This is a genomic window from Streptomyces rimosus subsp. rimosus, assembly GCF_000720725.1.
Classification (GTDB): Bacteria; Actinomycetota; Actinomycetes; order Streptomycetales; family Streptomycetaceae; genus Streptomyces; species Streptomyces rimosus_A.
In genome coordinates this window covers 14,209-35,717 of the sequence record NZ_JOCQ01000090.1, presented here as the reverse complement: position 1 = coordinate 35,717, position 21,509 = coordinate 14,209, and the positions used below count along the sequence as shown (strand labels likewise).

The 21,509-nt window shown below is 71.3% G+C and carries 18 protein-coding genes and 1 pseudogene; 16 read left to right on the top strand and 3 right to left on the bottom strand.

Annotated features, from left to right (window positions below; all coding sequences use genetic code 11):
* Positions 1–297: 297 nt before the first annotated feature.
* A complete protein-coding gene (locus IH45_RS0133205) occupies positions 298–1,017 on the top strand; it encodes a DedA family protein (RefSeq protein ID WP_030677209.1) in 720 nt (239 codons plus the stop codon).
* A 177-nt stretch (positions 1,018–1,194) separates the two neighbouring features.
* On the top strand, positions 1,195–2,994 hold the full coding sequence (locus IH45_RS0133200) for a threonine/serine exporter family protein (protein ID WP_030677207.1): 1,800 nt from the start codon (positions 1,195–1,197) through the stop codon (positions 2,992–2,994).
* Between the two features lie 169 nt (positions 2,995–3,163).
* On the opposite strand, the gene IH45_RS0133195 is transcribed toward IH45_RS0133200, so the two are convergent.
* Entirely contained in the window at positions 3,164–3,661 is a 498-nt protein-coding gene (locus tag IH45_RS0133195) for an inorganic diphosphatase (RefSeq protein WP_004571927.1), read from the bottom strand.
* Between the two features lie 200 nt (positions 3,662–3,861).
* Between IH45_RS0133195 and dacB the strand changes: the two genes are divergently transcribed.
* The 6 genes and pseudogenes from dacB to folE all read left to right on the top strand — a co-directional run bounded on the left by dacB (position 3,862) and on the right by folE (position 11,870).
* Positions 3,862–5,388: a D-alanyl-D-alanine carboxypeptidase/D-alanyl-D-alanine endopeptidase gene (dacB, locus tag IH45_RS0133190; RefSeq protein ID WP_234440769.1), complete on the top strand. Its 1,527-nt coding sequence runs from the start codon at positions 3,862–3,864 to the stop codon at positions 5,386–5,388.
* A 255-nt stretch (positions 5,389–5,643) separates the two neighbouring features.
* A complete protein-coding gene (locus IH45_RS0133185) occupies positions 5,644–6,798 on the top strand; it encodes a zinc-dependent metalloprotease (protein WP_030677203.1) in 1,155 nt (384 codons plus the stop codon).
* A 205-nt stretch (positions 6,799–7,003) separates the two neighbouring features.
* A pseudogene (gene tilS / locus IH45_RS01000000144345) lies at positions 7,004–8,114 on the top strand (tRNA lysidine(34) synthetase TilS).
* A gap of 32 nt (positions 8,115–8,146) precedes the next feature.
* A complete protein-coding gene (gene hpt / locus IH45_RS0133175) occupies positions 8,147–8,731 on the top strand; it encodes a hypoxanthine phosphoribosyltransferase (RefSeq protein WP_078897891.1) in 585 nt (194 codons plus the stop codon).
* Between the two features lie 285 nt (positions 8,732–9,016).
* Entirely contained in the window at positions 9,017–11,035 is a 2,019-nt protein-coding gene (gene ftsH, locus IH45_RS0133170; RefSeq protein WP_030677200.1) for an ATP-dependent zinc metalloprotease FtsH, read from the top strand.
* Positions 11,036–11,264: 229 nt separating this feature from the next.
* Entirely contained in the window at positions 11,265–11,870 is a 606-nt protein-coding gene (gene folE / locus IH45_RS0133165) for a GTP cyclohydrolase I FolE (protein ID WP_030677198.1), read from the top strand.
* A 106-nt stretch (positions 11,871–11,976) separates the two neighbouring features.
* Here the strand turns inward: folE and IH45_RS0133160 are convergent, their stop codons facing one another.
* A complete protein-coding gene (locus IH45_RS0133160) occupies positions 11,977–13,092 on the bottom strand; it encodes an alpha/beta hydrolase (RefSeq protein WP_030677196.1) in 1,116 nt (371 codons plus the stop codon).
* Positions 13,093–13,232: 140 nt separating this feature from the next.
* On the opposite strand from IH45_RS0133160, the gene IH45_RS0133155 reads away from it, so the two are divergent.
* The 6 genes from IH45_RS0133155 (at position 13,233) to IH45_RS0133130 (ending at position 18,531) form a co-directional block, all read left to right on the top strand.
* Positions 13,233–15,077 (top strand): phosphatidylglycerol lysyltransferase domain-containing protein, encoded by a 1,845-nt coding sequence (locus IH45_RS0133155; RefSeq protein ID WP_050515352.1) that lies wholly within the window; start codon positions 13,233–13,235, stop codon positions 15,075–15,077.
* 67 nt (positions 15,078–15,144) lie between these two features.
* Positions 15,145–16,065, top strand: coding sequence for a dihydropteroate synthase (gene folP, locus IH45_RS0133150; protein WP_030677176.1), 921 nt, complete (start codon positions 15,145–15,147; stop codon positions 16,063–16,065).
* A complete protein-coding gene (locus IH45_RS0133145) occupies positions 16,062–16,556 on the top strand; it encodes a nuclear transport factor 2 family protein (protein WP_030677174.1) in 495 nt (164 codons plus the stop codon). The genes folP and IH45_RS0133145 overlap by 4 nt, the downstream gene beginning before the upstream one ends.
* A gap of 419 nt (positions 16,557–16,975) precedes the next feature.
* Positions 16,976–17,335, top strand: a complete 360-nt coding sequence (folB, locus tag IH45_RS0133140; protein WP_030596419.1) for a dihydroneopterin aldolase — start codon at positions 16,976–16,978, stop codon at positions 17,333–17,335.
* Positions 17,332–17,925: a 2-amino-4-hydroxy-6-hydroxymethyldihydropteridine diphosphokinase gene (gene folK, locus IH45_RS0133135; RefSeq protein WP_030677171.1), complete on the top strand. Its 594-nt coding sequence runs from the start codon at positions 17,332–17,334 to the stop codon at positions 17,923–17,925. Before folB ends, folK begins: the two co-directional genes overlap by 4 nt.
* Before the next feature lie 114 nt (positions 17,926–18,039).
* Positions 18,040–18,531, top strand: a complete 492-nt coding sequence (locus tag IH45_RS0133130; protein WP_030677170.1) for a DUF3180 domain-containing protein — start codon at positions 18,040–18,042, stop codon at positions 18,529–18,531.
* A gap of 79 nt (positions 18,532–18,610) precedes the next feature.
* Here the strand turns inward: IH45_RS0133130 and IH45_RS0133125 are convergent, their stop codons facing one another.
* A complete protein-coding gene (locus IH45_RS0133125; RefSeq protein ID WP_030677165.1) occupies positions 18,611–19,798 on the bottom strand; it encodes an ABC transporter ATP-binding protein in 1,188 nt (395 codons plus the stop codon).
* A gap of 198 nt (positions 19,799–19,996) precedes the next feature.
* On the opposite strand from IH45_RS0133125, the gene IH45_RS0133120 reads away from it, so the two are divergent.
* Positions 19,997–20,731, top strand: coding sequence for an ABC transporter permease (locus IH45_RS0133120; RefSeq protein WP_030677163.1), 735 nt, complete (start codon positions 19,997–19,999; stop codon positions 20,729–20,731).
* A gap of 3 nt (positions 20,732–20,734) precedes the next feature.
* The gene (locus IH45_RS0133115) at positions 20,735–21,463 is read left to right on the top strand and encodes an ABC transporter permease (RefSeq protein WP_030677161.1); all 729 of its coding nucleotides are present in this window, start codon (positions 20,735–20,737) and stop codon (positions 21,461–21,463) included.
* Positions 21,464–21,509 lie beyond the last annotated feature (46 nt).

Below are 21,509 nucleotides of genomic sequence, written 5' to 3'. Positions count from 1 at the left end.
GGAGGGCGGCGTCGGTGTCCGGCCACGGGGCGTGGGGGCCGGCTCCCCAGCCGTATGGGGGGCCGGCTCTCCAGCCGTACGGGGACCGGCTCCCCAGCCGTACGGAGGGCCCGCGGAAGGCTTGTGGAGGGTCTGCCGACGACCTGCCGACAGTCTGCCGACGGCCTGCGGAGGCCCCTGGCGGGCGGCTGGAACCACGGCACGTCATCGGGCGTTGATAGCTTTGGGCCGCACACTGCGCCTTCACCCCCGTCGCACCGCACGATCCGGCGCCCTCGACCCAGGAGCCTTCACCCCGTGAATACTCTCGCGCTCGGCCCCCAGTGGCTGGACCCGGACTACCTGATCGGCACGTTCGGGCTGATCGGCGTGCTGATCATCGTCTTCGCGGAGTCCGGCCTGCTGATCGGCTTCTTCCTGCCGGGCGACGCGCTGCTGTTCACCACCGGCCTGCTGGTGACGACCGACAAGCTCAAGAGCCCGCTGTGGCTGGTGTGCCTGCTGATCGTGATCGCGGCGATCGTCGGCGACCAGGTGGGCTATCTCTTCGGCCGCAAGGTCGGGCCCGCGCTCTTCAAGCGCCCGGACTCCAAGCTGTTCAAGCAGGAGAACGTGGAGAAGGCGCACGAGTTCTTCGAGAAGCACGGCCCGAAATCGCTGATCCTGGCCCGCTTCGTGCCGATCGTACGGACCTTCACGCCCATCATCGCGGGCGTGAGCAGGATGAACTACCGCTCGTTCATCACCTTCAACGTCATCGGCGGCGTCCTGTGGGGAGCCGGTGTCACGCTGCTCGGCGCCTCCCTCGGCAACATCGACTTCGTGCACAAGCACATCGAGCTGATCCTCATCGCGATCGTGCTGATCTCCGTGATCCCGATCGTCATCGAGTACCTGCGCGCCCGCGGCAAGAACAAGAAGGCGGCGGCCCAGGCCGCGTACGGCCCGGCCGGCGCCGTCCAGCCGCCCCGCCAGCCCGGCAACGACGGGCGCCGGGGGCGGCACGCGAAGCGCTGAACCGTATCGGCTGCCGCACGCACCAGAAGTCCCGGGTTTCTCTCGCTGCGCAGAGGAAACCCGCAGCACACAAGAACCCATAAGAACCTCAGCGAGGGCCCCGCCCCGCGCGCCCCTGCCGACCATCAGGCATCGTGTCCTTGACGGTCGGCAGGAGGCGTACGAGGAGCGAGAGACGTGGCGTCGGACGCACAGCGGGGACAGCGCGGAACCAACGGCACGAACGGGAAGAACGGCGTGAACGGCGTCAAAGGCGTGCACGGAACCAGCAATGGTACGAACGGCGGAACCGATCACTCCGAGGACCGCAAGCCGCAGTCGGACGAGGCGCGCAGCGCCTTCACACCGCCGCTCGGCGTGCCGTACCCGCCGGTTCCCGAGGAGGAGCACCCCACCTCCGAGTTCGCCCTCCCCGAGGGCCTGAAGACCGAGGCGCCGGCCGAACCGGAAGGCTCCGCCTTCAGCCCGCCCGGCGGCACGGGCACCGGTAACGGCAGCACCACGGGCCAGCACCAGCTGCCCGACCGGACCCCCGCGGGCTGGCCCGCCTTCACGCCGCCGCACGGCATCCCCGTCGTCAGCCTGACCAAGCAGGCGCCCTGGCAGGACCGCATGCGCACCATGCTGCGCATGCCGGTCGGCGAGCGGCCGGTGCCGGAGCGGGTGGAGCGCGCGGAGGACACCGGGCCCGCCGTACCGCGCGTCCTGGACCTGACCCTGCGTATCGGCGAGATCCTGCTGGCCGGCGGCGAGGGCGCGGAGGACGTGGAAGCCGCGATGTTCGGCGTCGCGCACGCGTACGGGCTGGAGCGGGTCGAGCCCACCGTCACCTTCACACTGCTGTCGATCTCCTACCAGCCGTCGCTGGTCGACGACCCGGTCACGGCCAGCCGTACGGTACGGCGGCGCGGCGTGGACTACACGCGGCTGTCCGCGGTCTTCCGCCTCGTCGACGACATCACCTCCGAGGGCATCACCCTGGAGGAGGCCTACCGCGGCCTGGCCGAGATCCGCCGCAACCGCCACCCCTTCCCCAGCTGGTCGCTCACCCTCGCCTCCGGGCTGCTGTCCGGCGCGGCGAGCATGCTGGTCGGCGGCGGGGCGATCGTCTTCATCGCGGCGGCGATCGGCTCGATGCTCGGCGACCGGCTGGCCTGGCTCGCGTCCAGCCGCGGGCTGCCGGAGTTCTACCAGTTCGTGGTCGCCGCGATGCCGCCGGCCGCCATAGGGGTCGCGCTGAGCTTCTCGCACGTCCCCGTGCAGGCGTCCGCGGTGATCACCGGTGGCCTGTTCGCGCTGATCCCCGGGCGGGCGCTGGTGGCCTCCGTACAGGACGGCCTGACGGGGTACTACATCACCGCTTCAGCACGCCTGCTGGAAGTCGGCTACCTCATCGTCGGCATCGTCATCGGCGTGCTCGCCGCGCTGTACATCGGGTTGCAGCTGAATCCGGAGTACCTGTACCCGGCGGCCGGGTTCGCCGCGTTCAACGATCCGCCGGTGCAGACCCTGGCCGCCATGCTGCTGGCGCTGGCCTTCTGCGTACTGCTCCAGCAGGAACGTCACACCGTCCTGTTCGCCACGCTCAACGGCGGCGTCGCGTGGGTCGTCTACGGCGCGCTCGCCAACGTCAGCGGCATGAACGCGGTACCCGCCACGGCCATCGCGGCCGGACTCGTCGGCCTCTTCGGCCAGCTCCTGAGCCGCTACCGGTACGCCTCCGCGCTGCCGTACGTCACCGCCGCGATCGGGCCGCTGCTGCCCGGTAGCGCCACGTACTTCGGCCTGCTCAACTTCGCCCAGGGCGACATCGGCCCCGGCGTCTCGTCCCTCATCAAGGCCGCGTCCCTGGCCCTGGCCATCGCGGTCGGCGTGAACCTCGGCGGCGAGGTGGCCCGGCTGTTCATGAAGGCCCCCGGCCTGGCCCAGGAGGAACCGGGCGAGCGGCGGGCGGCGAAGCGGACGCGGGGCTTCTGAGGAAGCGTTGCGGGGACGGGGCGGGGGCCGCAGGCCCCGGCGGCGGAGCCCTCGGCAACGCAAAGGCGGCACCCGGCCATCCGGATGCCGCCTCCGCGAGCAAACGACCAACGACTGCTGTCAGCCGGCCAACTCTGTCAGCTCACCGACCGTCCCAGCCCGCCGCAGCTCAGTGGTGCGCGCCGCCCTGCGCCTCCAGGCGCTTGAAAGAGGCCTCGATCTCGGCCTCGGCCTCGGCGCGGCCGACCCAGTCGGCGCCCTCGACGGACTTGCCGGGCTCCAGGTCCTTGTAGACCTCGAAGAAGTGCTGGATCTCCAGGCGGTCGAACTCCGACACGTGGTGGATGTCGCGCAGGTGCTCCACGCGCGGGTCGGACGCCGGGACGCACAGCAGCTTGTCGTCGCCGCCGGCCTCGTCGGTCATGCGGAACATGCCGATGGCGCGGCACTTGATCAGGCATCCGGGGAACGTCGGCTCGTCCAGGATGACCAGCGCGTCCAGCGGGTCGCCGTCCTCGCCGAGGGTGTTCTCGACGAAGCCGTAGTCGGCCGGGTAGCTGGTCGAGGTGAAGAGTCGACGGTCCAGACGGATCCGTCCGGTCTCGTGGTCCACCTCGTACTTGTTCCGCGAACCCTTCGGGATCTCGATGGTGACGTCGAACTCCACGGGTGGCTCCTCCATGATCAACACATACGTCTGGTGATTAAGTGTCCCCCACGCAGGTGTGTGGTGGCGAAAGGGGCTGGTCCTAAGTGCCGGAGACCAGGTCGTGGCAGGTCAGGTGGCAGGCCGCGCAGCGGTTGGCGCAACGTTCCGCCCGGCGGGCGGCGGGCTCGGCCCGGACGGCGGGGTCCACCGCCGCGTCCGTGACCCGTTCGGCGGCGGGCCCGGCGCGTTCGGCCTACCGGTCCGCCGTGGACACCACCCGTACCGCCTGGCGGTCCGCCTCCAGGCAGCAGCGGCAGACCGTACGGCTGACGGCCAGCTCCACCGTCCTGGGACTCGTGGTCGCGGCCGGAGCGGTGACGCTGGCCGGTCCCTGGGACTCCGGCCAGCGTACGGCGGAGCGGGCCCGCGCCGCGGCGGCCGACGGAAGGGGTGGCGAGCGTCACGTCCCGGGCGGCACCGCGACCGTACCCAGCGCGCCGCCCGTACTGGCCGCGGCCGGCGCGCCCGTACGCGGCGGGGGTGACGCGGCGCCGCCCGCGCCCGGCGCCAAGGCCCTGGCCGACGTGCTCGCGCCGCTGATGAAGGACCCGGCGCTCGGCTCGCTGCGTACGGCATCCGTCGTGGACGCCGCCACCGGCCGGGAACTCTTCGGCACCGAACCGGCGCGCGGCGCGACGCCCGCCTCGACGGTCAAGCTGGCCATAGCCACCGCCGCGCTCTCCGCGCTCGGGCCCGAGCACCGCATCGACACCACGGTCGTCGAGGCCGGGAACGGCGGGATCGCCCTGGTCGGCGGCGGCGACCCCACCCTCACCGCCCGCGCGCCGAAGCAGGACGCCCAGGACCAGCCGGCGAGCTTGCGGACGCTGGCCGACGAAACGGCCCGCGCGCTCCAGGACCGCGGCACCACCAAGGTACGGCTCGGGTACGACACCTCGGCCTATACGGGACCGGTACTGCACCCCATAAGCCCCAACGAGAACATCGCCCCCGTCACGCCCCTCATGGCCGACGAGGGACGTCTCGACGAGAGCGAGCACGGGCCCGCGCCCCGCGACACCGACCCGGCCGCCGCGGCCGCCCGTACCTTCGCGCGGATGCTCAAGGACCGCGGCATCACGGTCGACGGCGTACCCGCCAAGACCACTGCGCCCGCCAAGGCCCGGCGCCTCGCCACCGTCCGCTCGCTGCCGCTCGCCGGGCTCGTCGAGCGGATGCTGACGCACAGCGACAACGACATCGCGGAGGCGCTGGCCCGCCAGACCGCCCTGGCCGGCGGCCAACCGGCAAGCTTCGAGGGCGCGGGCCGGGCCGTACACAAGCAACTGGCGGACCTGAAGCTCCAGCCGGGCGACGCCGCCTTCGAGGACGGCAGCGGCCTGGACCGCGACGACAAGGTCTCGGCAGGCCTGCTCTCCCGCATCCTCGTCCTGGCCACGTCCGCCGGCCACCCGGAACTGCGCCCGGTCGCCACCGGCCTCCCGGTCGCCGGCTTCACCGGCACGCTCAGCGGCCGCTACGCGGGCGAGAAGGCGGGCGCGGGCACCGTACGGGCCAAGACCGGCACCCTCACGGGCGTGAACACCCTGGCCGGCACGGTCGTCGACACCGACGGCCGCCTCCTGGTCTTCGCCTTCATGACGAACAACACCACCGACCCCCAGGCCGCCCAACAGGCCCTGGACCGCCTGGCCTCAACAGTGGCCAACTGCGGTTGCCGCTAGCAAACGACCAGCACCTGACCACTCACACCAGCACATACCCACCCTTTCCCCACCCCACCACGGAAGGGCGCGGGCCGGAGCGGCCTGCCGCGCAGGCCCGCGCCCGAACCTTGACAGCTCCGCGCAGCGGCCCCTGCCCGCCGCAGGCGCGAACAGAGCCGCAGCCAAAAGCGAAACGGCCACCGGCGAACCGGACAACCGCGCCCGAAGGGCGCAGCGCTACCCCCAAGCGGAGCGCCCACGTACCGTGAACCCATGACGAGCATCGGTGGTGTGGAGATGGTCGACTGGAACCTCGCGGTAGCGACCGCGACCCGGTTCGTACGGCCGGGACCAGAGGTGAGCCGCGACGAGGCGCGGGAGATCGTCGCCGAGCTGCGGCGGCACGCGAAGTCCTCCGAGGAGCACGTGCGTACGTTCACCCGCATGGTGCACCCGGAGGCGGTGACGGAGGGGGAGCCGGGCTCGGAGCAGCCCCGTGCACAGCACGACACTCCCGTCCTCGTCGTGGACCGCCCCGGCTGGATCAAGGCCAACGTGGCCGGCTTCCGTGCCGTGCTGAAGCCGCTGCTGCGGAAGATGGAGGAGCGCCGCTCCTCCGTGCCGGGCGGCGCGGTGCTGGGGGCCGTCGGCGGCAAGGTGACCGGGGTCGAGCTGGGCATGCTGCTGTCGTTCCTGGCCTCGCGCGTCCTCGGCCAGTACGAGACCTTCGCGCCCGCTTCGCGGGACCTGCCGGCCGGGTCGCAGGGCGGCAGGCTGCTGCTGGTGGCGCCGAACATCGTGCATGTGGAGCGGGAGCTGGAGGTGGACCCGCACGACTTCCGTATGTGGGTGTGCCTGCACGAGGAGACGCACCGTACGCAGTTCACCGCCGTGCCCTGGCTGCGCGACCACATCGAGGGCGAGATCCAGTCCTTCCTCGGCGAGACCGAGATCGACCCGGGCACGCTGCTGGAGCGGCTGCGGGAGGCCGTCCAGTCGCTGACCGGCGGCCGGCCGGAGGGCGAGGAGGGCGATGACGGGAGCCGCAGCTTCGTCGACCTGGTGCAGACCCCGGCCCAGCGGGAGATCCTGGCGCGGCTGACCGCGGTGATGTCGCTCCTGGAGGGGCACGCCGATTATGTGATGGACGGTGTCGGCCCGGATGTGGTGCCGTCCGTCGCGGAGATCCGCGAGAAGTTCCAGAAGCGGCGGGCCAGCGGCGCGGGCCGGCTGGACCAGGCGCTGCGCAAGCTGCTGGGGCTGGACGCGAAACTGCGCCAGTACCGGGACGGCGAACGGTTCGTACGGGCCGTGGTCGACGAGGTCGGCATGGACGGCTTCAACCGGGTGTGGACGTCGCCGAACACGTTGCCGACCAAGCAGGAGATCGCCAAACCGGCGGACTGGGTCGCGCGGGTGCACCGCTGAGGGGGGCGGCGCCCCGGAGGACGGAGGCGTGAGCCGGTCGCACCGCAGGGCGGGTGAACGCTCCCTTCAATCACTCTTCTGAGGGACCGTGACCGCAGGATGGGCGTGCAATGCTCGGGGAACCGCTCGTCTCTGTCACCATCTAGGCACTCTGTGTGACGAAAAGCCGTTGCCGGCCCGAAGCCCCCCACGATTGGAAACGGACATGGGTCCCCATCCAGCGGTCGCCGCGATACGCGTGGCGGTCCGCCGCGTACTCCACGACGTACTGAACCACCACACCTCGCAGACCCCGGCCCCCGCGCACGCCGCGCAGCAGCCGGTCGCCGCGGGCCCCGCGCCCGCCGGGGCGCCGCTCCCGCCCGCCGCGGCGGACGGGCCCCCACTGGTGCTCGTCGCGTGCTCCGGCGGCGCCGATTCCATGGCACTCGCCTCCGCGCTGGCCTTCGAGGCGCCCAAGCTGGGCGTACGGGCCGGCGGCATCACCGTCGACCACGGCCTTCAGGACGGCTCCGACCTGCGCGCCGCGGAGGTCGTGGTGCGCCTGCGCGCCCTCGGTCTGGACCCGGTCGATGCGGTGGCCGTCGAGGTGGGTGTCGCGGGCGGCCCCGAGGCCGCCGCCCGTGACGCGCGCTACGCCGCGCTCGATGCCGCCGCCGAGCGCCACGGCGCCGCCGCGATCCTCCTCGGCCACACCCGCGACGACCAGGCAGAGACGGTCCTGCTGGGGCTCGCCAGGGGCTCCGGCACCCGCTCGCTGTCCGGCATGGCGGCCACGACCGGCCGCGGCGGCCGCTACCGCCGCCCCTTCCTGGAGGTGGACCGGCAGACCGCCCGCAAGGCGTGCCTGATCCAGTCGCTGCCCGTCTGGGACGACCCGCACAACGCCGACCCCCTGTACACCCGCTCCCGGCTGCGCCACGAGGGCCTGCCCGCGCTGGAGAAGGCGCTCGGCAAGGGCGTCGTGGAGGCCCTCGCCCGTACGGCCCAGCTCTCCCGGGACGACGCCGACGCCCTGGATTCCTGGGCCGCCGACGCGGAGCGCACGGTCCTCGACGAGCGCGGCGCCCTGGACGCCGCCAAGCTGTACGCCCTGCCCGCCGCCGTCCGCCGCCGGGTGCTGCGCCGGGCCGCCATCGCGGCGGGCGCGCCGGCCGCCCGCGGGGGGGGGCGCGCCGGGGGTTCCGCTCCCCCCCCGCCACATCGAAGAGGTGGACCGGCTGATCACGGCCTGGCGCGGGCAGGGGACCGTCAACCTCCCCGGGCGCGTGGGTGTGCGACGGCAGGGTGGCAGACTGGTGATCCGGCAGGGCTGAGCCGTACGGGACCGCTTTGCCGCACGAGTCTCATGACACCGAACCGAGCGAGAGTGGCACGGGTGGACGACAAGGACATGGGTTCCGACCTTCAGTCGGTGCTCATCAGCAAGGAAGAGATCGACGCGAAGCTGGCGGAGCTGGCCGCGAAGATCGACGCGGAGTACGCGGGCAAGGACCTGCTCCTGGTCGGCGTCCTCAAGGGCGCCGTGATGGTCATGGCGGACCTGGCGCGTGCGCTGTCCAACCCCGTCACGATGGACTGGATGGCCGTGTCGTCGTACGGCGCGGGCACCCAGTCCTCCGGAGTGGTCCGCATCCTCAAGGACCTGGACACCGACATCAAGGGCAAGCACGTCCTGATCGTCGAGGACATCATCGACTCCGGTCTGACGCTGTCCTGGCTGCTGTCGAACCTGGGCTCGCGCGAGCCCGCCAGCCTTGAGGTCTGCACACTGCTGCGCAAGCCGGACGCGGCCAAGGTCGCGATCGACGTGAAGTGGATCGGCTTCGACATCCCCAACGAGTTCGTCGTGGGCTACGGCCTGGATTTCGCGGAGAAGTACCGCAACCTGCCGTTCGTCGGCACGCTCGCGCCGCACGTCTACGGCGGCTGAGCGGCGCCGTACCCGTCCGGCCGCCGCACCGGCGGCCGGGGCCCGGGACCGACCGGAGACCGGCGGCGGGAACCCCGTGCGGCCGCCCGCCGTTGGAGCAGGGAGAACGGCATCCGAAGCTGCATTGTTAACCGTGGGCGGCGTCGTCGGGTGACAATGCTGGGGTACCGTCCGAAGGTCAGTCTTTTTTCGGGCCAGTAATACACCGTACGCACGACCAGCCCTCCACAGGGCTGTTGTGCCTCACTGTGGCAGGAGGGACGGGGCTCAGAGAGCTCCGTATGGATGGACGTGAAGCGATACTTCCGTGGGCCGGTCATGTGGATCGTGCTGGCCGTCCTCGCCGTGGTCGTGTTGATGCAGGTCGTCGGCTCGTCCGGCGGCTACAAGACGGTGGACACCGGTCAGGTCGTCAAGGCGATCACTGACAACAAGGTGAAATCCGCCGAGCTGACGACCGGCGACGAGAACAAGATCAAGGTCGAGCTGTCCGGCGACAACAAGGTCGACGGCTCCAACAAGCTCCAGGCGAGCTACATCGGCGACCAGGGCGTCGACCTGGCCAAGAACCTGCAGGCCAAGTACCAGACCGGCGAGATCAAGGACGGTTACACCGTCTCCCCGTCGAAGCAGAACCCGTTCGTCGGGATGCTGATCTCGCTGCTGCCCTTCGTCCTCATCGTGGTCATCTTCCTGTTCCTGATGAACCAGATGCAGGGTGGCGGCTCCCGGGTGATGAACTTCGGGAAGTCCAAGGCCAAGCTGATCACCAAGGACACCCCGAAGACGACGTTCTCGGACGTCGCGGGCTCGGACGAGGCCGTCGAGGAGCTCCAGGAGATCAAGGAGTTCCTCCAGGAGCCGGCCAAGTTCCAGGCCGTCGGCGCCAAGATCCCCAAGGGTGTGCTGCTGTACGGCCCGCCCGGTACGGGCAAGACGCTGCTCGCGCGCGCCGTCGCCGGCGAGGCGGGCGTGCCGTTCTACTCGATCTCCGGCTCCGACTTCGTCGAGATGTTCGTGGGTGTCGGTGCCTCCCGGGTCCGTGACCTGTTCGAGCAGGCCAAGGCGAACGCCCCGGCGATCGTCTTCGTCGACGAGATCGACGCCGTCGGCCGGCACCGCGGCGCGGGCCTCGGCGGCGGCCACGACGAGCGCGAGCAGACGCTGAACCAGCTCCTCGTCGAGATGGACGGCTTCGACGTCAAGGGCGGCGTGATCCTGATCGCCGCGACCAACCGCCCGGACATCCTGGACCCGGCGCTGCTGCGCCCCGGCCGCTTCGACCGGCAGATCGCCGTCGACCGCCCGGACATGCAGGGCCGCCTGGAGATCCTCAAGGTCCACCAGAAGGGCAAGCCGGTCGCGCCGGACGTCGACCTGACGGCCGTCGCCAAGCGCACCCCCGGCTTCACCGGCGCCGACCTGTCGAACGTGCTCAACGAAGCCGCGCTGCTGACGGCCCGCAGCGACGCGAAGCTGATCGACAACAAGGCGCTGGACGAGGCGATCGACCGCGTGGTGGCCGGACCGCAGAAGCGGACCCGCATCATGTCGGAGAAGGAGAAGAAGATCACCGCGTACCACGAGGGCGGACACGCCCTGGTCGCGGCCGCTTCGCCGAACTCCGACCCGGTCCACAAGATCACGATCTTGTCCCGCGGCCGGGCCCTGGGCTACACCATGGTGCTGCCGGACGAGGACAAGTACTCGACCACGCGCAACGAGATGCTCGACCAGCTGGCGTACATGCTCGGTGGCCGCGCGGCCGAGGAGCTGGTCTTCCACGACCCGACCACCGGCGCCGCGAACGACATCGAGAAGGCGACCGCGACGGCCCGCGCCATGGTCACCCAGTACGGCATGACCGAGCGGCTCGGCGCGATCAAGTTCGGCTCCGACAACTCCGAGCCGTTCCTCGGCCGTGAGATGGGTCACCAGCGCGACTACTCCGAAGAGGTCGCCGCGCTGGTCGACGAAGAGGTCAAGAAGCTCATCGAGACCGCGCACAACGAGGCGTGGGAGATCCTGGTCGAGAACCGCGACGTGCTCGACAACCTGGTTCTGCAGCTCCTGGAGAAGGAGACGCTGAACAAGGAAGAGGTCGCCGAGGTCTTCAAGCACATCGTCAAGCGCCCGGCCCGCCCGGCGTGGACCGGCTCCTCGCGGCGTACGCCGTCGACCCGCCCGCCGGTGCTCTCCCCGAAGGAGCTGGCCCCGGCCAACGGCTCGGCCCCCTCGGCCTCCTCGTCGAATGTCTCGACCGAGAAGACCGAGTCCCCCGAGGACCGGACGCCGGAGAGCTGACCGCTTCCGAACGCCGCTGACAGGCACCGGCCGGGTCCGCCCGGCCGCAGACCGGGTCCGTACGGAACACTCCGTACGGACCCGGTTTTTTTCGCAGCGGTGCGGCTGCCATGTGCGCAATGTCGTGGGGCTCACACCGGCCCCGGAATGAAAGCCGCGCCCCACGGGTTCTAGCCTGGACGTGTGGTACTCCGCCTGAGGAGCGGGCGCAACAGGAACGAGGCACGAGATGACCGATCCGGTGACGCTGGACGGCGACGGCAAGATCGGCGAGTTCGACGAGAAGCGCGCCGAGAACGCCGTACGTGAGCTGCTGATCGCCGTCGGCGAGGACCCGGACCGCGAGGGCCTCCTGGAGACGCCGGCGCGGGTCGCCCGGGCGTACAAGGAGATCCTGGCCGGGCTGCGCCAGGAGCCCGAGGACGTCCTGACGACGACCTTCGACCTGGGCCACGACGAGATGGTGCTGGTCAAGGACATCGAGATCGTCTCGCTGTGCGAGCACCACCTGCTGCCCTTCCACGGCGTCGCGCACGTCGGCTACATCCCGGCCGAGAGCGGCAAGATCACCGGGCTGTCCAAGCTGGCCCGGCTGGTCGAGGTCTTCGCCCGCCGCCCGCAGGTGCAGGAACGCCTCACCACGCAGATCGCGGACTCCCTGATGCGCATCCTGGAGGCCCGCGGCGCCATCGTGGTGGTCGAGGCCGAGCACATGTGCATGTCGGTGCGCGGCATCCGCAAGCCGGGCGCCAAGACGACCACCTCGGCCGTACGCGGCCAGCTGCGGGACTCCACGACCCGCTCCGAGGCGATGAGCCTGATACTGGCCCGCTGAGCCGCTGACGCCTTCCCGGGCGTACGTACGGAAGCGGGCGGGGCCCGGTGGGATGTCCACCGGGCCCCGCCCGCTTCCGTACGCCGCCCCCTGGGCGGTTGCGCCGCTACGCCTTGAGGTGGCCGCCCATCCACTCCAAGGCGGCCGGTATCTCACGCCGCCAGGTGTTGAAGTTGTGGCCGCCGCTGTCGAGGATGATCGACGCGATCCGGCCCGGGGACTTGGTCTGCTGGATGAACTTCAGGGTGTCCTTGTAGTTCTCCTCGCCCTGCTTGCTGGAGGTGACGAGGAGGTTCACCGGCGCCGCAGGAAGGTTTTTCTGCCGCCACATGAGGTCGTTCTCGCGCTGCAGCTGCTTGCTGCCGCCGAACAGGTCGCCGGTCGTGGCGTCCAGCGGGGCCTTGTACGCGCCGGAGAGGGCCACGCCGGTGGAGAACGCCTTGGGGTGGCGCATCGGCATCTTCAGGGCGCAGTAGCCGCCCGTGGAGTCCCCTATGACGCCCCAGTTCCTGGCGTCGGTGCCCACCCGGTAGTGGCTGGCTATGTCGTGGCGCACGTCATGGGTGAAGAACGTCTCGGTCTGCGGGCCGTTCGGGATGTCCACGCACTCGGTGTCCCGCGGCGGCGCCACGGTCGGCCGCATCATGACCAGTATCGTCGGCTGCATCTTGTTCTTGCGGACCAGGTCGTGCTGGGTCTGCGGGAAGTGCAGCTTCTTGTAGAGGGCCTGCGCGGTGCCCGGGTAGCCGGTCAGCACCACGGACGCCGGGAAGCGCTTCTTCGCGTACTTGGCCTGGAAGTACTGCGGCGGCAGATACACGAACGCCGGGCTGTTGATCTTGGATTTCTCGCCCTGGAGCACGACCTTGTCTATCCGGCCCCCGACGTGCGGCTTGGAACCGCCGGGCACGCCCACGTGCTCGCTGCCGAGCATCTTCAGCTTGGTGCCGTTCGGACCGGTCTCGTAATTGGTCACCACGCCCGGCTCCTGCTCCTTGCCGAACAGGTCCGCCCAGGATGCGTAGAAACCGAACGAATTGTTCGCGAAGAGGCCGATCGACGCGAAGATCGACAGCTGGGTCGCCAGCAGCAGGCCGATGCGGCCGAGGACCGCGCGCCAGTTGCGCTTGGACAGGCGAGGCCACAGCCAGATGGTGAGGACAAAGAGTGCTACCGCGAAAAGGACGGCCAGGAGCAGCACTTTTTTGCTGGTGAGACCCATGTGGCGCTTTCTTCCGGGCGGCCGGTCGACACGGCCGCAGGTGGAACCCCGGGCCCTGAAACGCCGTCATACAGGGCGCAAAAGTCCAGATGCTGCGACTAACACTCGCACGTTCTCTCGACCGGGGCGACGGGAAAGTAATGTCTGACAGGCTAGATGGCGAAAAGTCCGGGACGGTTGCGTGGCGTCCGCCACGCTGGCTGCGCGGCCCCCGCCCGGAAAAGGTGCCGCCACTGGTGGGGACCGCCGGAGCGGTCGTCGGGCTGCTGAATCTGGCGGCCGGGCTCTTCCCCCGTTTCCGGCACAGCCGGCTGCATGCGCTGGCGGAGGTCCTGCCGGGCGCCGTGAGCGCCCTGGCCGCGGCTTCTTCCATAGTCGTCGGCATCCTGCTCCTGATGCTCGCCCACGGGCTCAAACGGCGTAAGCGCCGGGCCTGGGTGGCGGCCGTCGCGCTGCTCCCGGTGGGCATCGCGGCCCAGCTGGTCTACCGGCACTCCGTCCTCGGGGCGGTCCTCTCGCTGGCCCTGCTGGCCTTCCTGGTGTGGCACCGCCGCGCCTTCGAGGCGCTGCCGGACCCGCGCAGCCGGGTGAAGGCGCTGCTGAACTTCATCGCCCTCGGGGGGATCAGCTTCGGCCTCGGCCTGGTGATCGTGAACACCCACCCGCACAAGATCGTCGGCGATCCGTCGGTGTGGGAGCGGCTCAAGCACGTCATGTGGGGCCTGTTCGGCTTCGAGGGCCCGGTCCGGTACGTGAACAACGTCGACTACACCGTCGGCTACTCCCTCGGCGCCCTCGGCCTGCTGACCGTCGCCACCACCGCCTACCTGGCCTTCCGCCCCGAGCACCCGGCCGCCCGGCTCACCGAGCAGGACGAGGAGCGGCTGCGCGAGCTGCTCGCCAAGCACGGCAGCCGCGACTCCCTCGGCTACTTCGCGCTCCGCCACGACAAGGGCGCGGTCTTCTCGCCGACCGGCAAGGCCGCGGTCTGCTACCGGGTCATATCCGGCGTGATGCTCGCCAGCGGCGACCCGATCGGCGACGTGGAGGCGTGGCCGGGCGCCATCGAGCGCTTCATGGAGGAGGCACGGGCGCACTCCTGGACCCCGGCGGTGCACGGGTGCAGCGAGACCGGCGGCCAGGTCTGGACCCGCGAGACCGGCATGGACGCGCTGGAGCTGGGCGACGAGGCGATCGTGGACGTGGCGGACTTCACCCTCACGGGCCGCGCGATGCGCAACGTACGCCAGATGGTCAAGCGCATCGAGCGCAACGGGTACGAGACCCGGGTGCGCCGGGTGAGCGACCTGGAGCCGGAGGAGCTGGCCCGTATCCAGGAGGCCGCCGACGCCTGGCGGGACACCGACGACGAGCGCGGCTTCTCCATGGCGCTGGGCCGCATCGACGCGGAGAAGGACCGTGACGCGGTGATCGCCACCGCTCACCTGGCCCCGGCGGAGGGCGAGGAGCCCGGCCCGTTCGGTGACCTGAAGGCCATGCAGTACTTCGTGCCCTGGGGCAGGGACGGGATGTCGCTGGAGCGGATGCGGCGCGACCGCAGCGCCGATCCCGGCATGAACGAACTGCTGATCGTGGCCGCCCTCCAGGCCGCCCCCGGCCTGAAGATCAAGCAGCTCTCGCTGAACTTCGCGGTCTTCCGCTCCTATCTGGAGCGCGGTGAGAAGCTGGGTGCCGGACCGGTGATGCGCATTTCGCGCGCGACGCTGATCTTCCTGTCCCGCTGGTACCAGATCGAGTCGCTGTACAAGTTCAACGACAAGTTCCAGCCGCGCTGGGTACCGCGCTTCGTGGTCTTCCGCAACAGCCGGGACATCCCGCGTATCGGCCTGGCCACCCTCCAGGCCGAGGGGTACCTGGAACTGAGTCTGCCCCGGGCGCTGCGCCGCAGGACGCCCGCCGAGCCGCGGCCGTGCGCGCACAAGGACGAGCCCATCACCGCGGACGCGGTCGGGACCGCCGCGTAGGAGCCGGTGTGCCGCCCGCCCCGACCGGGGTGGGCGGCCCCGTACCGCTCACGCCTAGGCTGGAGCCATGAGTACCTTGCGCGGCCGGGTGGCCGGACTTCCGGACTGGGACCGCTGCGCGGTGATGGGCGTGGTGAACGTGACGCCCGACTCGTTCTCCGACGGCGGGCGGTGGTTCGACACCGAGCTGGCCGTCAAACACGGCCTCGATCTGGTCGCGCAGGGCGCCGACCTGGTGGACGTGGGCGGCGAGTCGACGCGGCCGGGCGCCGCCCGGGTGGACGAGGCCGAGGAGCTGCGCCGGGTCGTGCCGGTCGTACGGGAGCTGTGCGCCGCCGGGGTCACGGTCTCGGTGGACACCATGCGGGCCTCGGTCGCCGAACAGGCCGTCGCGGCCGGCGCGTGCCTGGTCAACGACGTGAGCGCGGGCGCGGCCGATCCGGCGATGGTGCCGGTGGTGGCCGCGGCCGGGGTGCCGTTCGTGGTCATGCACTGGCGCGGCCGGTCCATCGACATGAACAACCGGGCCGTCTACGGGGACGTGGTCTCCGAGGTGGTCGACGAGCTGCGGCAGAGCCTGGACCGGGCGGTGGCCGGCGGCATCGACCCCGAGCGCGTCGTGATCGACCCGGGACTGGGCTTCGCCAAGGAGGCCGCGCACGACCTCGCGCTGGTCGCGCACCTGGCCCGGCTGCGGGAGCTGGGCCGTCCGCTGCTGGTGGCCGCTTCGCGCAAACGTTTCCTGGGCAGGGTGCTGGCAGGGGACGCGCACGCCGCCCCGCCGCCGGCCCGGGAGCGGGACGCGGCGACGGCCGCGGTCTCGGCGATCGTCGCGCGGGAGGGAGCCTGGGCGGTGCGGGTCCACGAGGTACGGGCGAGCGCGGACGCGGTACGGGTCGCCCGCGCCGTGGAGGGCGCGGCGCAGGAGACGGGCGGGACGAGTGTGACGGGGGCCGCAGGAGCGGCGGACGCGACGGGAGCGGTGTGAGTCCACGTACGGACATCGAGCTGGTCGAGCAGGCGAACACCGACCTGTACGAGGCCATGGAGCGCGGTGATCACGCGGCCATGTCCGAGATGTGGATGGACGGCCAGGTGAGCGTGGTGCACCCGGGCTGGCCGGTGCTGCGCGGGCGCGGTGAGGTGCTGCGCTCGTACGCCCTGATCATGGCGAACACCGAGTACATCCAGTTCTTCCTGACGGACGTGGAGATCGACGTCTTGGGCGACACCGCGCTGGTGACCTGCACCGAGAACATCCTCAGCGGCGGGCCCGCGGAGGAGGACGGCTCGGTCGGGCCGCTGATCGGCCAGCTGGTCGTGGCGACCAACGTCTTCCGGCGTACGGAAGAGGGCTGGCGGGTCTGGTCGCACCACGGCTCGCCCGTCCTGGCGGACCGGGACGACGACGAGGACGGGGAGGCGGGGGAGGCCGGCGACGGCGACGGGCCGGGCGCCGGAAGCGTGGGCGGCGGCTGACGAACGTGAAACCCGCGTGAAGTCTTCGGGGAGTTCCGCGGACGCTGTGTGGTCGTGCCGTGGTGGTGCCGGGGCCGCCGGCAGGTCCGGACCAGGGCGGACGACGGCCGGGCCCGTCAGCGGGAAGCGTCAGCAAGGTCGACTTCTGCGCACCCGTTCGAGCCAAGTGCTGCGAGGGTAGGGGTGGGGCCGCGGAGGCCCGGGTAGTGGCCGCGCGGACGACTGCTCGACCGCCTCGGCAGCGCCGCCCGGCAGCGGGACGAGACCTTGAGCGCGGCCCCCGTGGGCAAGCACTGTCGGTGCTCGCAGGTAGATTCGATGGCGGGGCGGCGTGCCGGACGAGTCCGGTGCCCCCGCCCGCAATTCCGACGATCAGTGGTACCAGAGGTGCCAATGGGACCAGTGGGAGTGTGATTCGCGTGGATCGTGTCGCGCTGCGTGGGCTGAAGGCCAGAGGGCACCACGGGGTCTTCCCCCGGGAACGCGAAGAGGGCCAGACCTTCATCGTGGACCTGGTGCTGGGCCTGGACACCCGCCCGGCGGCGGCGGCCGACGACCTCGCGAAGACCGTGCATTACGGCGTCGTGGCGGAGGAGGTCGTGGCCGTCGTCGAGGGCGAGCCGGTCGACCTCATCGAGACGCTCGCGGAGCGTATCGCCGGTCAGTGCCTCAAGCATGAGGGGGTGCAGGAGGTGGAGGTGGTCGTCCACAAGCCGGACGCCCCGATCACCGTCCCCTTTGACGACGTGACCATCACCATCACCCGGAGCCGAGTATGACCAGCAGTGACCCGACCGTGCAGCCGGTGCCCACGTCCGTGGTGGAGCGGGTGGACGCCGCGGACGTGACCCTCTCCAACCCCAAACGCGCCGTGATCTCCCTCGGCAGCAACCTCGGCAACCGCCTGGAGACCATCCAGGGGGCCATCGACGCGCTGGAGGACACCCCCGGCGTCCGGGTCAAGGCCGTCTCGCCGGTCTACGAGACCGAGCCGTGGGGCGTCGACCCGGGCTCCCAGCCCACGTACTTCAACGCGGTGGTGCTCATCAAGACGACGCTGCCGCCCAGCTCGCTGCTGGAGCGCGGGCACGCCATCGAGGAGGCCTTCGAGCGCGTCCGCGACGAGCGCTGGGGCCCGCGCACGATCGACGTCGACATCCTCGCGTACCAGGACGTGGTCTCCGAGGACCCGCTGCTCACCCTGCCGCACCCGCGCGCCCATGAGCGTGCCTTCGTGCTGGTGCCGTGGCACGACGTCGACCCGGAGGCGGAGGTCCCGGGCCGCGGCGCGGTGGTGGAACTGCTCTCCGTGGTCGGCCGCGAGGGCGTGACGCCGCGGGTGGACCTGGAGCTGCGGCTGCCGGAGTAGCGGTCCCGGCAGCGCGGCCGCCGCGTGGCGGCCGTCCAGGAACCGAGACTGCCGGGGCAGTCGTTAAGACTCCGGCACACGTACGAGAACGAAGGCACGAGGGGCGAGCGCTCGGTGAAGCAGCTACACATCAAAGTGCTGGTCGGGCTGTTCCTGGCGGCCGGGGTGCTGGCGTGGGCCGGCGCCCGGCTGTGGGACACCTTCGGCACGCTCCCCAGCGTGCCGCTGGCGGCCCCCATCGTGCTGGCCCTGATCGCCGCCGTCCTGGCCGCCACCGCCCTGTCCCTGCGCTCCCGGCTGAACGCCCAGCGCGCCCGGGAGCCCGGCGCCAAGGGCGTCGACCCGCTGGTCGCCGCCCGCGCCGTCGTCTTCGGCCAGGCGAGCGCCCTGGTGGCGTCCCTGGTGGCCGGTCTGTACGGCGGCGTCGGCGTCTTCCTGCTCACCACGAGCCTGGATGTGGACCCCCGCCGGGACCAGGCCATCCACGCCGGCTTCTCGGTCCTGGCGGGGCTGGCGGTGGTCGCGGCCGCGATCTTCCTGGAGCGGGTGTGCAAGCTTCCGGAGGACGACGACGAGACGGGGGCGGGGGGCGCGAGCCCGGCGTGAGCCTCGGCCGGTGACGTACGGTCCCGTTTCGGCAGCGTACGTATCCGGCCCGCCCCGTCCCTCCCGTGCTCCGTACGGCCTACGCGCTGGGGACGCTCTCCACCACGACGTCCTCCCGCTGTACGTGCCCCGCGTCCGCCGCCGTCGACCGCCGCAGCGCGGCATGCAGGCCCGTGGGCGTCAGTACGCCGAGGAAGCGCTCGCCGTCCACGACCGCGATCCAGCCCGCGTCGTGCTGGAGCATCGTGCTGAACGCCTGCTTCAGCGGCGCTCCGAGCGGCAGCCACGCGTCCATGCGCCGCGCGTGGTCCCGTACCTCGCCGCCGGCCTTGCCGGGCCCGCCGGGCCCGCCCGTCCCGGCGGCCAGCCCGGCGCCGGAGACCCACCCGTGCAGGCTCCCGTCCGCGTCGAGCACCACGGCCCACGCCGCGCCCTCCTCGGCCAGCCGGCCCGCGGCCCGCGCCGCGTCGTCGTCGAGCCGGACCACCGGCGGCTGCTCCAGGTCGCCGGTCTCGATCGGGGTGACCGAGAGCCGCTTGAGGCCGCGGTCGGCGCCGACGAACTCCGCCACGTACGGGGTGGCCGGCGCGCCCAGCACCGTGGCCGGGGTGTCGAACTGCTCGACACGCCCCGCTCCGTACACCGCGATGCGGTCCCCGAGCCGGACCGCTTCCTCGATGTCGTGGGTGACGAAGAGCACCGTCTTGTGGAGCGTGGACTGCAGGCGCAGGAACTCCGTCTGGAGGTGCTCGCGCACCACCGGGTCCACCGCGCCGAACGGCTCGTCCATCAGCAGGACGGGCGGGTCGGCGGCCAGCGCGCGGGCCACGCCGACGCGCTGGCGCTGGCCGCCGGAGAGCTGTTCCGGGTAGCGGTCCCCGTACTGCGCCGGGTCCAGGCCGACCAGGTCGAGGAGTTCGGCCGCGCGGTCGCGGGCCTTCTTGCGCTGCCAGCCGAGCAGGTGCGGGACGGTGGCGGTGTTGTCCAGCACCGTCTTGTGCGGGAAGAGGCCGACCTGCTGGATGACGTAGCCGATGCGGCGCCGCAGCTCGACGGGGTCGATGGCCGATATGTCCGCGCCGTCCAGATAGATGTGACCGCTCGTCGGCTCGATGAGCCGGTTGACCATCTTCATCGTCGTGGTCTTGCCGCAGCCCGACGGCCCGACGAGCGTGACCAGCTCGCCCTCCCCGACCTCGAAGGAGAGGTCGTCGACGGCGGTGGTGCCGTCGGCGTAGCTCTTGGTGACGTGCTCGAAACGGATCATGGTGGGGTCCCCCAGTGTGAACGGTCGCCGGCCGGGCAGACGCTCGGAGCGCTCCTCGGCTGATACCCGCGGAATCCGTTCTGTCGCAGGCGTCTTGTTACGACTGGATGGCGGGCCGGTTGGATTGTCAGTGGTGGGGGATAGGGTCGCAGACAGTCACCGAAAATGTGAGCGACAGGGCGGGGGAGGTGACCGCGGGTGAGTGCACAGAGCTGTCTGGAAGCGAACGACTGGATCTGCGGTGAGTATGTCCGGACGCGCAGCCAGGAGTTGATCGACGCGACCGTCCAGCATGTGGGCATCACGCTGGTGTCCGTCGTCATCGGGCTGCTGATCGCCTTCCCGCTGGCGCTGGTGGCCCGCCGCTGGCGGGCCGCCGCGGGCCCGGTCCTCGGGCTGACGACGATTTTGTACACGGTCCCGTCACTGGCCATGTTCGCCCTGCTGACCCCGCTCTTCGGCGTCTCCGCGGCCGTGGTGATCACGGGCCTCGTGCTGTATTCGCTGACCATCCTCGTGCGCAACATCCTGGCCGGGCTGGAGTCCGTGCCGCAGGAGGTGCGCGAGGCGGCCCGCGGCATGGGGTACGGCCCGGTGAAGCTGCTGTTCGGCGTCGAACTCCCGCTGGCGTTGCCAGCGTTGACGGCCGGGCTGCGCATCGCGACCGTATCGACGGTGGCGATGACGACGATCGGCGCCGTGGTGGGCTACGGCGGCCTCGGCAACCTCATATCCAGCGGCATGGAGGGCTTCTTCAAGGCGGAGGTGCTGACGGCCTCGGTGCTGTGCGTACTGCTGGCCGTCATCGCCGACGTGCTCCTCCTCGGCCTCCAGCGGCTGCTGACGCCGTGGACCCGGGCGCAGGCGCGGGCGCGCTCCCGGGCGCGGCGCGAGCGGCGGGCCGCCGGCCGGGCGAAGAAGGCGGTGGCCTAGGCGATGGACGCGATAACGGGCGCGTGGGACTGGCTGGCGACCTCGGCCAACTGGGCCGGCGAGAAGGGGGTGTGGCACCGGCTCGGCGAGCATGTCTACCTCAGCGCGCTGTGCCTGGCGATCTCCTGCCTGATAGCCCTGCCGGTCGCCCTGTACCTGGGCCACATCGGCAAGGGCGGGGCGCTGGCCGTCAACATCTCCAACGTGGGCCGCGCGGTGCCGACGTTCGCCGTCCTGGTCCTGCTGACGCTCAGTCCGCTGGGCACGGCGGGGGACTGGCCGACGATCATCGCGTTGGTGCTGTTCGCGGTGCCGCCGCTGCTGACCAACGCGTACGTGGGCATGCGGGAGGCCGACCGGGACGTGGTCGAGGCGGCGCGCGGGATGGGCATGTCCGGGCCGCAGCTGCTGCTGCGGGTCGAGCTGCCGCTCGCGTATCCGCTGATCATGACCGGGCTGCGCTCGGCCGGTGTCCAGGTGGTGGCCACGGCCACGCTGGCCGCGCTCGCGGGCGGCGGCGGCCTCGGCCGCATCATCACCGCCGGGTTCGGCAACTACAACACACCGCAGGTGGTGGCGGGCGCGGTGCTCGTGGCCGTCCTGGCGCTGCTGGTCGAAGGGCTGCTGGTGCTGACGGACCGGGCCTTCGACCCGATGCGCCGGGGCCGGAGCCGGGCGCGCAAGTCCCGTAGGACGGCCGGCGAGGCGGCTGCGGCCGGGAGCGCCGCGTGAGGACCGGACCGTCCGGCCCACCGGTCTCGCGGCCCGCACAGGAACT